Below are 14,727 nucleotides of genomic sequence, written 5' to 3'. Positions count from 1 at the left end.
TTTATGTTTCAATCGTGAATTACTTCACTTCTTCGAAATCTACATCTTCAGCAGATGATGCGCCTGCATCGTCGCCACCCTGAGCACCGCCTTGCGCGCCTGCATCAGGCCCTGGCTGCGCTGCACCTTCAGCACCTTGTTGTGCTTGGTACATCTCTTGAGAAGCCGCTTCCCAAGCTTTGTTCAAACCTTCGATTGCTGGATCGATCTGAGCAACATCACCTGAAGCGTGAGCTGTTTTCAAAGTAGCCAAAGCGCCTTCAATAGCTGTTTTGTTACCTTCAGAAAGCTTATCACCGAACTCTTTCAATTGCTTTTCAGTTTGGAAAACCAATGAATCCGCCTGGTTGATTTTTTCTACTTTCTCTTTAGCATCTTTATCCGCTTGCTCATTGGCTTTCGCCTCAGCGCGCATTTTCTCGATTTCCTCGTCCGTCAAACCTGAAGAAGCCTCGATCGTGATTTTTTGCTCTTTACCTGTTCCTTTATCTTTGGCAGACACGTGCATGATACCGTTGGCATCGATGTCAAATGTTACTTCGATTTGAGGTACACCGCGTTGTGCTGGTGGAATGTCAGTCAATTGGAAACGACCGATTGTTTTGTTGTGGGCAGCCATTGGGCGCTCACCTTGCAATACGTGAATCTCAACAGAAGGCTGGTTATCAGCAGCAGTAGAGAATGTCTCTGACTTCTTGGTTGGGATTGTTGTGTTTGCTTCAATCAATTTAGTCATTACACCACCCATGGTTTCAATACCCAAAGACAATGGCGTAACATCCAACAACAATACATCTTTTACATCACCAGTCAATACACCACCCTGGATCGCAGCACCTACAGCTACTACCTCATCAGGATTCACCCCTTTAGATGGTTTCTTGCCGAAGAATTTCTCCACAGACTCCTGGATTACAGGGATACGAGTTGATCCACCTACCAAGATTACCTCGTCGATATCAGAAGTAGACAAACCTGCATCGTTCAATGCTTTTTTCACTGGCTCCATAGAACGGCGAACCAAATCATCAGCCAGTTGCTCGAATTGAGCACGAGACAATGATTTTACCAAGTGCTGAGGGATACCGTCGATTGGCATGATATATGGCAAGTTGATCTCCGAATTCGTTGAAGAAGACAACTCAATTTTGGCTTTCTCAGCAGCTTCTTTCAAACGCTGCAAAGCCATAGGATCTTTACGCAAATCTACATTGTGATCCGCCAAGAATGATTCCGCCAACCAGTTGATGATCACCTGGTCAAAGTTATCACCACCCAAATGTACATCACCATTTGTAGACAATACTTCAAATACGCCATCACCTAATTCCAAGATAGAGATATCAAAAGTACCACCACCAAGGTCATAAACAGCGATTTTTTGGTCGTCCATTTTCTTGTCAAGACCATAAGCCAATGCCGCAGCAGTAGGCTCATTAATGATACGCTTCACTTCCAAACCAGCAATCTGACCTGCCTCTTTGGTTGCCTGACGCTCCGCATCATTGAAGTATGCAGGAACAGTAATCACTGCTTCTGTAACTTCCGTTCCCAAGAAATCCTCTGCTGTTGATTTCATCTTCTGAAGAATCACAGCCGACAACTCCTGTGGAGAATATTGACGATCACCAATTCTAACGCGAACAGTGTCGTTGCTTCCTTGCTCTACTTTGTAAGAAACCTCTTTAGCTTCCGAAGAAATCTCAGAGAATTTTTTACCCATGAAACGCTTCACTGAAGCGATCGTGTTTGTTGGGTTAGTAATCGCTTGACGCTTTGCAGGATCACCTACTTTACGTTCCCCGTTACCATTATCCAAAAAACCGATGATTGAAGGTGTAGTACGGTGCCCTTCTGCGTTTTGAATAACGACTGGCTCGCTACCTTCCATAACTGCCACACAAGAGTTGGTGGTTCCTAAGTCAATACCAATGATCTTACCCATTGCAATAAATATTTTATATGAATTGAATTTTTTACTTTTTCTGTGGAACACATCGCTGCGTTCGAGGGATATTGAACAAGGGACGTGCCAATACCAAAAATGGGTATTTATGTGACATTTTGTCAAAATTTATGTGCCACGTGACAATCCGCTACTGAAAAAATAACAGAAGGCCTTCATTATTGACAGTCTTCTTGCCAAAAGAACAGAATAACGACAGTACGATGTGCCAATCACTTTATAAAAGCACTATACTATATAGTATAAAAAGGTTATCGTTCAGGAAGTCCCCCCTGTTCAATCAAGCAATAAGCTCAAATATTGAAAGTCTCAATTAGCCTGATTAACTTGCAACACGATAATCACCAAAAATTTAAAATCAATAACTTGAACAATCAATCCGCTTTCATATCACTCATCATCACCACTTATAACAGGCCCGATGCCCTCGCTTTGGTGCTTGAAAGTGTGAAACAGCAGACCTTACTCCCAAAAGAGGTGATTATTGCTGATGATGGGTCAAGGGATGAAACACGCAAAACAATCGAAGCGGTACAAGAGAATTTTCCTGTACCTTTACGGCATTGCTGGCAGGAAGATGATGGCTTCAGGCTTGCAAAAATCAGGAACAAGGCGATTGCAATGGCTCAGGGAAGTTATATCATCATGATTGATGGCGATATTATTCTTAGTAAGTCGGTGGTTTTTCAGCACGAAAAACAAGCCACCCCCAATACCTTTATACAAGGCAGTCGGGTGCTTATTGGACCAATGAAAACCCAGCAATTGCTTCAGTCGGGAAAAACCGCCTTCAGTTTCTTTACCCGAGATTTACGGTGCCGGGAAAATAAAATTCAAAGCAGATTGCTTTTCGAATTGACCAAAAACAAGTATCAGGGCAGTATCCGTGGTATTAAAGGGTGTCATATGTCTTACTGGAAGGAGAACGTCATCGCGATTAACGGCTTTAATGAAGCGTTTGAAGGTTGGGGAAGAGAAGATACCGACTTTGCTATCCGGATGATGAATCAGGGGTTTTCGAGAAAAAACCTGAAATTTATTGCTCCTACGGGCCACCTTTATCACCCGGAGAGGTCGATGCACAATCATGAAAAAAATAACGACTTGGCCATGCGCGCCCAGTCCATGAAATCAACGGTTTGCGACAAAGGAATTGCTGCATACTTGGATACCGCAACACAATGAAAAAAGGAGTTTCGCTGATTATCACCACTTATAACAGGCCCGATGCCTTGAAATGTTCTATCCTGAGCATTCAAAAACAATCAGTTTTGCCTGATGAAGTCATTATTGCTGATGATGGCTCCACGGTGGAAACCGCCGAGCTGATCAAAAAGCTCAACGAGGCCAGCGCCTTCCCGATACGGCACAGCTGGCAGGAGGACGAGGGCTTTCAGGCTGCAAAAGCCCGAAACAAAGCGATTGCCTTGGCCAGCCATGAGTATATTATCATTATTGATGGCGATATTTTTGTTCATCGGAATTTTGTGGAAGACCATCTACACTTTAGGCGCCAAGGGCATTATTTGCAAGGGTCGAGGGTGAACCTGGGGCCAGAGTTAACCCAAAAGATGATTGCGGACGATACTGTTTCCATTCATCCATGGACTCCCCAAGTCATTAACAGAAAGAATACCATTCGAGCGCCATTTATCAATCACATTCTCCAGTCTCAAAAAAACAATACCAAAGGCACCCGTTCTTGCAACATGTCTTTTTGGAGGGCGGATGTTGTTAAGATTAATGGTTTCGATGAAGAATATATTGGTTGGGGAAGAGAAGATTCAGACTTCGCTTTGCGCCTCCAAAATGCCGGAATTCGCCGTAAAAATGTTAAATTCGCAGCAATGGGATACCACCTTTTCCATTCAGAAGAGTCGAGAGCATCTCTTACTGCGAATGATTCTAAGCTTCAGGAAGCTATTTTACGGAAGAAAATCAGGTGTAAAAAAGGAATTAGTCAATGGCTGTAATGAACAATTTAGGCTGAAGGGAATACGCACCTGCCTGAATTGATAATCCCATGATTTCAATATTAATATAGATGCATAAAATCGCCATTATACTCGATCGGCTAAAGAATATCCACTCTGGCTTAGGCCAAGTTTCACTGAATTTCGGTAAAGCCATCACCAAACAGACTTCTGCGGAAATTGCGATTAATGTACTGGTACCAAAAACGCAAAAGCACCTTTTTGATGATTACGATAAAGTTGAAGTCATTAATTTTTTTAGGAAAAACAAGATTCACCTTTTCGCCAAGAAGTATGACCTCTGGCACCTGTTGCACCAGGCCGGAGGCATGGAGCCGCCCCAAAACAGCAAGTTTATTTTCACCATCCACGACTTAAACTTTTTACATGAAGGTCATGACGAAGCGGGAGTCAGTAAGTTTAAAGAAGACCTGAGCCGAAAAATATCAAACGCAAGCTACCTCACTTACATTTCCAATTTCACGAAAAAGGAAGTGGAGCATTTTTTCCCAATTGCCAAAAACAAAGCATCGAAAGTAGTTTATAATGGCGTAAAGGTTCAGAAAAAGGAGTTTCACCGGCCACAACGCCTCCCCGAAGGCAAATTTTTATTTACCATTGGCCAGTTGCATGCCAAAAAGAATTTCCATACACTGATCCCATTTCTTCAAAAAACTGACCAATACCATTTGGTCATTGCTGGAGAACAACAAGGAGCCTATGCTGAAAAAATTCAGCAAATGATTAAAAGCTATGGATTGGAAGATCGGGTGAGCCTTCTCGGTGCGGTTACTGAATATGAAAAATCATATTTGTACAAATATTGCACGGCTTTTTTATTTCCTTCTTTACTTGAAGGCTTTGGTTTGCCTATCATTGAAGCGCTCCATTTTAACAAACCGGTTTTCGCATCTAACAAAACCTCTTTACCTGAAGTAGGAGGCGATTTCACATATTACTGGGATAGTTTTGACCCTGAGGAGATGATCAAAGTATTTGAAAATGGCATGGCAGATCATGCGCAAAGAGAAGAACATCACGAGCAATCCCTTCAGGTATTTTTAGAAAAGTACAATTGGCAACGTAATGCCCAAACCTACTTCACCATTTATAAGGAACTACTGAATGAACAATAGTACACTAACGAAAGGCATCTCTGTCATCATTCCATTTTTTAATGGGGTTCACCTTTTGAAAAAAAACCTGCCAAGTATTTTTTCTGCCTTACAGAGCACCGGCTTGCCACACGAGGTCATCGTGATGGATGATTGTTCTACTGAAACCCCAAAGGAATTTTTAGCCGAAAATTTCCCGTCAGTAATTCTTATACAAAACACCGTAAATTTAGGGTTCGGCGCCAACGTCAATAAAGGGGTAAACAATGCACAATACAGCCTCTCTTTACTACTGAATAGCGACATAGAGCTTACTCAAAACTATTTCAGGGAACAACTGCCCCTGTTCGATAAAAATGATACCTTTGCCACCGGTGGAAAGATCGTCACGCCAGGGACAGACCACATTGAGGCAGGATGGAAAGGGTATATTCGCTCTAAAAAAATAAAATGGGAGCCCTTTCAACCCCAATCAGGTATTCACTACAGCTTTTATATCTGTGGTGGAAATGCTTTGGTGAACACGGCAAAATTTATTGAAATAGGTGGATTTTCTTCCCTTTTCAAGCCATTTTATGTTGAAGATGTTGAACTGACTATTAAAGCATGGAGAACAGGTTATAAATCATACTATATCCCTGAGGCGGTCTGTCATCACGAAACAAGTTCGACAATCAAAAAGCATTTTCAGTCTGAAACCATTAATATTGCCCACAAGAAGAATCAACACCTTCTTAACATGTTACATGGTGATGATGCTATTTTTTTAAAAGAAAGCTTTAAAATGCGTGCAAATCAGCTGCTCTCTTTGCTTGGCTTAATTAAGAAAGACCGACAGCTTGTTAATGAGGCTATTCTTGCGATGTATGCTCAGGCAAAAGCATTCCGTAAAGAAAAAACTTTTAATTGGTCTGTTAAACAAGTTATTGAGTTCACGAAATCTCCTTATATTTCATAAGTTATATAGGAATACCTTTATTTTGGGAAGGATGAGCTCGATGTTAGCTGTACAAATAATCTTTTTCAGCGATCAAATCCCCCATTGGAAGGTACCTAAACAGTAATAAACTAAATCATCATGAAATCTTTACTTCTTGATATCAGCAAAATAAAAAACCTGTATTCGGGTTTAGGACATGTAGGGGATGAGCTCGCGAAGGGCATCGCTGTGCAGGCACAGCAAGAGTGGGAGTTGAAGTACCTATTACCAAAACGGTTTGAGGATCGCTATGGAAGTAAAGTGTCATATTTCTTCTTGAAAGCCTGGAGAAAGATTATTAACTCAAGGATAAAGGCTGATGTGTGGCACATGACCAGTGCCGATTCCCGTTATGAATTCAACCGGAAAAGTAAACTGTTGCTGACCATCCACGATCTGAATTTCCTGACCGAGAAATCCGGTGATAAACTTGAAAAAAGGAAACAACGATTACAGAAAAAAATCAATCAGGCTTCTGCCATCACAGCCATTTCAGCCTTTACCAAAAATGAGGTACTGAAACACATGAAGGTGCCGGAAGGAAAGGAAATACAGGTGATCTATAATGGTGTGGCCAATCCCATGGAGCGACCAGCCAGCCAGCCAGCGGTTGCCAAAGGTGAACACAAGCCGTTTTTCTTCACGATTGGGGCAATCATGTGGAAAAAGAATTTCCATACCCTGATCCCGATGATGAAGCACTTCCCTGAGTACGAATTGTGGATTGCCGGCAAAGGAATCGAGGGTGATTATGGTAAAAAAATCAGCCTGGCCATTCAGGAGCAGCAGTTGGGGGATCGGGTAAAAATGATTGGCGAAATTTCCAATGAGGAGAAAAATTGGGCTTATCAAAACTGTGAAGCCTTCTTGTTCCCATCCCTATTAGAGGGCTTTGGCATTCCTCCTATTGAGGCAATGTATTGCGGCAAACCTGCTTTTTTGGCCAATAGGACAAGCCTTCCTGAGATTGGTGGGAAACTGGCCTATTATTGGGATGATTTCGAGGCTGACGATATGGCCAAAGTCGTTACTGCCGGACTCGCTGATTTTAACGCCAAGACGGATGGCAAGGAACTGCTGGTTCAGCATGCCTCCCAGTTCAGTTGGAGTAATACCATCAGTGAATATATAGCACTTTATGACCAGCTTGCTAAGCAGTAGTTTTCTCTAAGCCATAAGGCGTGAACGGCTCTTTTTGTTCTTTAACGGACTGAAAGAGCCTTTTATTTTCTGGCTGTACACGGCTCAGCAATGCATGATGGCAGTGGTACAAAATACCTGAAAACCGCAAACGAATTACGGCAATCCCCAACAGGCCAAAACGATACTCCAGGTCATCATCCTCTCCTATGGTCGGGTTTTGGTAACGCTCATCAAAACCATTAATCCTTTCAATATCTTGCTTGAGTACTGACCAGTTACAGCCTTTCAGTCCTCCACTCTTAACGCGGAGGAGCTTCCGAAGGCCTCTTTTCTGAAGTCTGAAATGCTTGCTGAGTAGTACTTTTTCCCCACGCAAAGTGGCCTTAAAAAGTGGCATCAATAGTTGATTCAACTGCCCTTCCAGTATGCTTTCCGCACTTAGCTTTTCCGTTAGAGTCAACGAGAGCATTACCCTTCGGCCTGCGTTTACAATACCTGCTTTTTTTGCCGCAAGGTGGTCCCGCACAAAGTGCTGATGAGGGATACAATCACCATCAATAAAAATCAAAAAATCCGCTTTACTTGAGCGAATCGCTTTGTTAAGGATGCTGTTCTTCCGCCAGCCCAAATCTTCATGCCAAAGGTGCCGAATATGGTCATTACACATCCCTTTCACCTCCCTGACCACCTCGGCCCTCGAGCCATCATCAGCGATAATCACCTCAAAATCCTGCTCAGACTGTCGTGAAAAACCTGCAAGCACCAGCTTCAGCCACGCTACATTATTATAAAAAGAGACAATTACAGACGCCTTCATTTCTTATTCCTCCACCAAAATATCCTGATAAACATTTAGGGTTCTTTCTGCGGTAAGCTGCTTGGAAAAACGCTGTAAATGAGCACTCGCCCCTGCCACTATTTTCTGCCGGTATGCCTGATCCAACAGCACCCTTTCTATACCTGCTTTAAAGGCAGGGACATCCCCCACAGTTGCCGTAACACCTGTTTGGCCGTCAATAACCATTTCTGGCAAGCCCCCTGCAAGTGACGTTACCACAGGTACTTTTGCGGAAAACGCATCCAGCACACTCGTGCCCAGCCCCTCCGATTTCGATGGGATAAAAAAGACACTCAGGGCACCGATAGAGTTGTACACTTTGGGCATAAAGCCTGTAAAGGTAACGTGCTCGGAAATCCCCAAATCGGCCGCTTTTTCTTCAAGGTAAGGCCGTAGTTTTCCCTTTCCGATAATTAAAAAATGAAGGGCATGCCCTTCGTCCAGTAAAGCTTTGGCGGTTTCAAGGAAGGTATCATAATCTTTATCCTCCACCAGGGCAGAGGTGTTCCCGATCAGTTTTTTATGACGGGGGATCAGGAAGAAATCGTAAAAATCAAGTCCTTCATCAGGCCTGTATTTCTCGAGGTCCACCCCACTATGAATCGTTTTCACACTCTCCTGATCACTCACCACTTCCTGTACCTGCCCTCTTACATAGTTGGAAACCGTCAGAATCGCTTTAATGTATTCATGGTTATATTTCCACAGTGTGTAATGGCTTTGTTTCAGCTTCGCATCGATCCTTCTGCTAAGCACCAGTTTCACTTTATTACCGAACAGACAAGACAACAGACCGAGGTCGTGCGTTCGCCCACTGTGCATATGAATGATATCTATTTGCTCTTGCTCACAAAATCGTTTGATGCCCTTTGCAGTAGAAAAACTGATCGAATTGGTGAAGGGTAAACCGATATAGGAAATCTTATTCTTGATACAGTATTGCTCAAACTCCCCCCCTTGGCGGCAGGCAACAAAAACATCAATATTTCTCATTTGTAACTCCTCGATCAGGTACGCAATCTGTTGCTCTCCACCACGCCAGCCCCTTTCAGCATTTAAATGTAAAACCCTCATACATTACAATAATATAATCATAAACAAATAAGAAATAATTCAATAAGCACAAAGAACAAATTTAGGAGATTGTAGCTAAAATGCTATTTAATGTCCACCTGATTTTGAAATTCCCTGCTTTTCTATCGACCTTTGTCTTCTGAAAAATCTCTTATCACCATATGAAAATTAGTGGCTTCACTTTCGTCCGCAATACTTCCCAATTATTTTACCCTGTATTAGAGTCGATTTACTCGATCCTCGATTTGGTCGATGAATTTGTTATTGCTGTCGGCGACTCTACCGACGATACTCGGGAGCTCGTGGCAAGTATCAAATCCGACAAAATCAAAATTATTGATACCGTCTGGGACCTGCCGAAATTCAAACGTGGTGAATTTGCCCACCAAACAGATATTGCCAAAGCGCTCTGCACAGGTGATTGGCTGTTTTATATTCAGGGAGATGAGGTGGTTCATGAAAAATACCTGCCCATCATTAAGGATGCCTGCCAAAAGTATTTGGGTGATGAGAAAGTGGAAGGCTTTTTATTCAACTATAAGCACTTTTGGGGAGATTACAACCACTACATGATCTCGCATGCATGGTACCCAAAGGAAATCCGAATTATCCGTAACCGCCCACATATTCACTCCTGGAAAGACGCACAATCCTTTCGGTCGATTCCTGAATTTGATGGTGAAAGTTATTTCGCCAAAGAAGGAAGCCGCAAGCTGAATGTGATTCAACTGCCCGTGGAAATGTACCATTACGGATGGGTACGCCCTCCGCATAAAATGGCGCAAAAGAACAATTCCTTCCATAAAACTGGTCAGGGGCAAGATGATACCCAAGCGATGGCATACGAATTTGATTATGGTCCCCTGAATCAATATCCAGTATTCAAAGACACGCATCCTGCAACCATGCAAAGCCATATTGAGAAATTCGATTGGCAGGACCAATTGCGTTATGAGGGCTCCAGAGACACCAACCGCGCGCCTTATAAACATGAAAAACTGAAATACAGAATGCTGACTTGGGTCGAGCAAAACTTCCTTGGCGGTAACCTGATCGGAGGCTTTAAAAACTACAATATCATCGGAAAATATAAGTAAGTCGTTAATGGCACCCACGTTGGTTTGTATCATTTTTGATGCAGACCAATGTAGCATACCGTTCCATTTGTGGAGTTTACCACCAAATTTGTCGGAAATAGGATACAAATTTTATTTTACGACAACTATTTGATCTTTTCTTCTTTCATTTTGCGACAGTTTATGCTGATTTGCATGAAAAAGCGTACAAATTACTGATTAGAAAAGCCTTACCATGTATCAAAAAAAGTACAGCACATATGTTGCAGTGGCAAAAAGAAATCATTGATTACATTAAACAGCATAATCCTTCAGGTATTTTGAACCTTGATCAGCAAGATGCCATACTGTTTTTCGAGGCCGAAGCATTGCAAATCAGGCTTAAGAATATCGGAACTGCGTTTAATCCGCCATGCGAATCCCCTGCCCTCAGCTATAAGGAAATCTGCATTTGGGAAGATCAATGGTACAGCCACCAATTGGTGCTACAATCAAGAATCCAGTCCCTTTTCGGGCATACACAACGAATTTTTGCCCGTAAAACCAAGGTCGTCAGCCTAACAGCTCCCGAGGTAAAAACCTTTTTGGCCACCAACCACCTGAATGTCCCTATTGGTGGAAAATACAAATATGGACTAACAGCAAACGACTCCCTGGTTGCAGTGATGGTATTCAGCAAGGCCCGCCCCATAGAAAGAGATGGCCAAACCTACCAGTCCTATGAGATGATCCGACATTGTAATTTAAAAGGACATACCGTCGTTGGGGGAATGAGTAAACTTCTCAAGCATTTCATTAAAACACAACAACCCGACGACATCATGACCTATGTAGATAAAGACTGGTCTGATGGAAAAACCTATCTATCACATGGTTTTCAGGCTTTGGAACATACTCCTCCACAATTTTTTTACCTAAAAAGTGGGGCACATGAGCGCATTTATCCGCACAGAATCGGTGAAAACACCAAAATCGTGAATCAATTGTTAATTGCTGAGGGTTATCGGGTGGTTTATAACCAAGGAAATATTAAATTGCTGTTCAAACAAAAATAAAGGTCTGATCGGCTATTTGTTTTAATACAATTGCAGAACAGATCAATAAATACACAAATATTTTATACTATTGTAAGATATTGACTATTAGTTCATTGACACAATGAAACTTTGCACGTTATTTGCGGGCAGATCATTGTGATTAATTCGAATCAACTATTATAAAGATGAAGAAAAGACTTTGGACCCTAATTTTAGGAACATTTTTGATCGGAAGTGTATCTTTTGCTTACGCTCAGGATAATTCAGGGGATGCAAATCAAGGACCTCAAACCCTAAAGCAACAATTTGAGACGCTGAAAAAAGAAAGTACTACCTATAAAAATGGTAAAGGTATTCCTTATAAAGTGATCAAAGAAAATAGCTATAACAAAATTGTCCGTGTTGTTGAAGACAGTATTGTTGAGCACCGCAACTTGCAGAAACAAACAAAAGCACAATTGGCTGAAAGTAATCAGGAAATTGTCAAGCTTAATGATTTGATCTCTGCCAAAGATCAGGAAATTGAGAAAAATATTTACCAAGTGGGCCACCTTACGGCACTTGGCATGGACTGGAACAAAGACACTTTCGTGGTGACAAGTTTCGGGATTATTATTTTGTTGATCGCCATTTTGGTATTTGCATTCACGAAAGTGAAATTGAGCAATAATACTGCAGCCAACAAAACTAAAGATTACGATGAGTTGTACGACGAATTTGAGGAGTACAAACAGCGTATGCGTGAGCGTGAAACAAAGCTTCGCAGAGAATTAACCACAGAAATGAACAAAGTGGAAGAATTGAAGGCTTCCTTGAAAAGAGGTTCAAACGCATAAGCATTCTTCAAAAAATATTTGAATAAGTAGGCACTCATTTTGGGTGCCTATTTTTTTATGTAAAAGTTGGCAAAATCTCATTTTATTTTCCCCTTGAAAAACGTTAATTTCTTCACGGAGGACCATAAACCATGACAAAGACCAATTACCGCATTACCATCACCACCAACGGACAGGCGCTGGTGCAATATCAGTACGCCCACCTTGAAGAGGCCAGCAATTTCTTTGACTTTCTCTGTAAGGGTCAATTTTTTGCGGCGACCACCATTACCCTCGACGAGGTCTTGCGGCAGGCAGCTCATGACGAATTGGAAACCATCCATAAACTCACCAAAGTAGTCCTCGATCAGAACGGTCAGCGAACAATCCACGACCACCGGTCAAGCAAAGACGGCTACACCTATTTTGGCTATTAACCCCCACTTATATGCGCATTCTTAGTCCTGAGCAAATTCATGCTGCCGATCGGTTTACGATCGAAAATGAACCGATCACCTCTGAAAAGCTGATGTTTCGAGCAGCAAAAACCTTCAGCAAATGGTTCCGAAACCATGCGCCCAACCGCCCCAAAAGCCTGATCCTTTGTGGGGTTGGCAACAATGGCGGCGATGGGATCGTTATCGCAAAACTGTTGGCGCAAAAGGGATACCCTGTTGAAGTTGCCGTGGTGCGCTTCTCCCCGAAAAGCAGCAGGGATTTCAATCATTATTTTCATCAGTATTCCAGCCTTTTCCCCGTACATGAGGTCGAAACTGTTGAGGATCTTCCGCCTCTTGATCAGTATAAAATATTGATTGACGGCATTTTTGGCGTCGGACTTAACCGACCAATAGAGGGCTTTTCTGCGGAAATCATTCATAAAATCAACCATTCGGGTAAAGAAATCATTGCCATTGATATTGCCTCTGGCTTATATGCTGAACGGGCCTCTTCCAAAGAGCAGGCCATCATTCGGCCATCACACACGATCTCTTTTCAGGTAGGGAAACTCGCTTTTTACCTGCCCGAAAATCACGATTTCGTTGGTGACCTGCATATTCTCGACATCGGTCTTGATCAGGAGTTCATTCAGTCGCTGCATGCCCCTTTTGCGGAAAGCAACCTGGAGGACATCAGGCAGATGCTCATGCCACGCGACAAATATGACCATAAGGGTAGCTACGGCCACGCTTTAATTATCGCAGGAAGCTATGGAATGGCTGGCGCCTGCGCACTTTCTGCCAAAGCGGCTTTGCGTTCTGGCGCAGGGCTGGTAAGTGTGCAGTGCCCTACACGCTGCGTCGAGGTGTTGCAGGTGGCCATACCTGAAGCCATGGTCATCCCCGATGAAGTCGGTCATAAACATTTCGCCAAGCCTACACTCACCGGCCAATTTGATGCCGTTGCCGTGGGGCCTGGTATCGGTACACATGAAATGACCCAAGAGGCTTTGGCAAACCTTTTTGCCACCCATGAAGGCCCTTTGGTACTGGATGCCGATGCCCTGAATATCATCAGCCAATCGCCTGCATTACTGAAAAACATCCCAAGAGGGAGCGTGCTCACCCCTCACCCCAAAGAATTTGAGCGGCTGGTGGGCAAAACAAGCAACCAGTTTGAAAGGTTAGAAAACTTACAGGCGTTGGCCGTCGAACACCAGATTATCTGTTTGATTAAAGGAGCGAATACCGCCATTGGATTACCCGACGGCAGGGTGTATTTTAATCCTACTGGAAATCCTGGGATGGCCACTGGTGGCAGTGGCGATGTTCTGACAGGCATTATCACTGCCCTTATGGCGCAGGGATACCACGCTGAAGAAGCCGCGATTGTGGGTGTTTATGTACATGGCCTTGCAGGTGATTACGCCGCAGAGGCCCTGGGGATGACCAGCCTGATCGCATCTGATATCATTGCACATTTACCCAAGGCCTTTCAAAAGATCGACCATAACCTTTGGTAAAAATTCCCCATATTTACCGCCAGAAACCCGATTTACTTTAACACGATGGCAGAAGAAAAGAAAATAGAAATTATACAAACTGAGGACGGATCACATTCGCTGTTCCTTCCCGATATGGACGAAACCTACCACTCCTCTCACGGCGCCATTCAGGAGTCAAGGCATGTATTTATTAAACATGGACTCGATGACTGGGCAGCACAACACCATGCGGATACCATTAATATTTTGGAAATCGGCTTTGGCACTGGTCTGAATGCACTTTTGGCTTATGAGTGGGCACATCAGCATAAAAAAAATGTTGTATTCTATACCTTGGAAGCTTATCCGCTAAAAGAAGAAATTACCACGCAGTTAAATTACCCTGCACAAATGGGGCAGGAGGATTTCGATGCGCCATTTCAGCAAATGCATCAATGTTCCTGGGGTACTTTACATCAGCTTTCTCCCTATTTCAGTATTTATAAAATTCATGACAAACTGGAGACGGTCAGCTTCCCTGCGGTAAATTGCCAGCTGGTATTCTTCGATGCCTTTGCGCCAAGCAAGCAGGAGGAAATGTGGGCTTTACCCCTTTTGGAAAAAGTAACTGACCAATTGGTGAACGGTGGCGCACTAAGCACCTACTGCGCAAAAGGGCAGCTGAAAAGAGACCTTAAATCTCTTGGGCTGACCGTAGAAAGCTTGCCTGGACCTCCAGGAAAGTTTCAGATGGTCAGGGCTTCGAAAGCATAAAAAAATAGCGCAT

The 14,727-nt window shown here is 43.1% G+C and carries 14 protein-coding genes; 11 read left to right on the top strand and 3 right to left on the bottom strand.

Features of this window, described 5'->3' with window-relative positions; all coding sequences use genetic code 11:
• Nucleotides 1–19 precede the first annotated feature (19 nt).
• Nucleotides 20–1,945: a molecular chaperone DnaK gene (gene dnaK, locus AABK40_RS01700; RefSeq protein ID WP_332919734.1), complete on the bottom strand. Its 1,926-nt coding sequence runs from the start codon at nt 1,943–1,945 to the stop codon at nt 20–22.
• Nucleotides 1,946–2,332: 387 nt separating this feature from the next.
• Here dnaK and AABK40_RS01695 point away from each other — a divergent pair, with 387 nt between their 5' ends.
• The 5 genes from AABK40_RS01695 to AABK40_RS01675 all read left to right on the top strand — a co-directional run bounded on the left by AABK40_RS01695 (nt 2,333) and on the right by AABK40_RS01675 (nt 7,194).
• Entirely contained in the window at nt 2,333–3,151 is an 819-nt protein-coding gene (locus AABK40_RS01695; RefSeq protein WP_332919735.1) for a glycosyltransferase family 2 protein, read from the top strand.
• Nucleotides 3,148–3,939 (top strand): glycosyltransferase family 2 protein, encoded by a 792-nt coding sequence (locus AABK40_RS01690; RefSeq protein ID WP_338397479.1) that lies wholly within the window; start codon nt 3,148–3,150, stop codon nt 3,937–3,939. Before AABK40_RS01695 ends, AABK40_RS01690 begins: the two co-directional genes overlap by 4 nt.
• A gap of 71 nt (nt 3,940–4,010) precedes the next feature.
• Nucleotides 4,011–5,075 carry a glycosyltransferase family 4 protein gene (locus tag AABK40_RS01685; protein WP_338397478.1) on the top strand — a complete coding sequence of 355 codons (1,065 nt, stop codon included), beginning with the start codon at nt 4,011–4,013 and terminating at the stop codon, nt 5,073–5,075.
• Nucleotides 5,065–6,012: a glycosyltransferase family 2 protein gene (locus AABK40_RS01680; RefSeq protein WP_338397477.1), complete on the top strand. Its 948-nt coding sequence runs from the start codon at nt 5,065–5,067 to the stop codon at nt 6,010–6,012. Before AABK40_RS01685 ends, AABK40_RS01680 begins: the two co-directional genes overlap by 11 nt.
• Nucleotides 6,013–6,132: 120 nt before the next feature.
• Complete coding sequence (locus tag AABK40_RS01675; RefSeq protein WP_338397476.1) at nt 6,133–7,194, top strand: glycosyltransferase family 4 protein; 1,062 nt, start codon at nt 6,133–6,135, stop codon at nt 7,192–7,194.
• Here the strand turns inward: AABK40_RS01675 and AABK40_RS01670 are convergent.
• Complete coding sequence (locus AABK40_RS01670) at nt 7,184–7,993, bottom strand: glycosyltransferase (protein ID WP_338397475.1); 810 nt, start codon at nt 7,991–7,993, stop codon at nt 7,184–7,186. The two genes, AABK40_RS01675 and AABK40_RS01670, sit on opposite strands and share 11 nt — an antisense overlap.
• A 3-nt stretch (nt 7,994–7,996) precedes the next feature.
• Complete coding sequence (locus AABK40_RS01665; RefSeq protein ID WP_338397474.1) at nt 7,997–9,088, bottom strand: glycosyltransferase family 4 protein; 1,092 nt, start codon at nt 9,086–9,088, stop codon at nt 7,997–7,999.
• Nucleotides 9,089–9,249: 161 nt separating this feature from the next.
• Between AABK40_RS01665 and AABK40_RS01660 the strand changes: the two genes are divergently transcribed.
• The 6 genes from AABK40_RS01660 to mnmC2 all read left to right on the top strand — a co-directional run bounded on the left by AABK40_RS01660 (nt 9,250) and on the right by mnmC2 (nt 14,714).
• On the top strand, nt 9,250–10,185 hold the full coding sequence (locus tag AABK40_RS01660) for a glycosyltransferase family protein (protein WP_338397473.1): 936 nt from the start codon (nt 9,250–9,252) through the stop codon (nt 10,183–10,185).
• A gap of 239 nt (nt 10,186–10,424) precedes the next feature.
• A complete protein-coding gene (locus tag AABK40_RS01655) occupies nt 10,425–11,219 on the top strand; it encodes a hypothetical protein (RefSeq protein ID WP_338397472.1) in 795 nt (264 codons plus the stop codon).
• Between the two features lie 167 nt (nt 11,220–11,386).
• Nucleotides 11,387–12,037, top strand: coding sequence for a hypothetical protein (locus tag AABK40_RS01650; RefSeq protein ID WP_332919744.1), 651 nt, complete (start codon nt 11,387–11,389; stop codon nt 12,035–12,037).
• A 131-nt stretch (nt 12,038–12,168) separates the two neighbouring features.
• Nucleotides 12,169–12,453, top strand: a complete 285-nt coding sequence (locus tag AABK40_RS01645) for a hypothetical protein (RefSeq protein ID WP_338397471.1) — start codon at nt 12,169–12,171, stop codon at nt 12,451–12,453.
• 11 nt (nt 12,454–12,464) lie between these two features.
• Complete coding sequence (locus tag AABK40_RS01640) at nt 12,465–13,979, top strand: NAD(P)H-hydrate dehydratase (protein WP_332919746.1); 1,515 nt, start codon at nt 12,465–12,467, stop codon at nt 13,977–13,979.
• Between the two features lie 45 nt (nt 13,980–14,024).
• Nucleotides 14,025–14,714 carry a tRNA (5-methylaminomethyl-2-thiouridine)(34)-methyltransferase MnmC2 gene (gene mnmC2 / locus AABK40_RS01635; protein WP_332919747.1) on the top strand — a complete coding sequence of 230 codons (690 nt, stop codon included), beginning with the start codon at nt 14,025–14,027 and terminating at the stop codon, nt 14,712–14,714.
• Nucleotides 14,715–14,727: the final 13 nt, after the last annotated feature.

The sequence above is a fragment of the Persicobacter psychrovividus genome, assembly GCF_036492425.1.
Classification (GTDB): Bacteria; Bacteroidota; Bacteroidia; order Cytophagales; family Cyclobacteriaceae; genus Persicobacter; species Persicobacter psychrovividus.
This window is presented reverse-complemented; position numbering and strand designations above follow the sequence as displayed.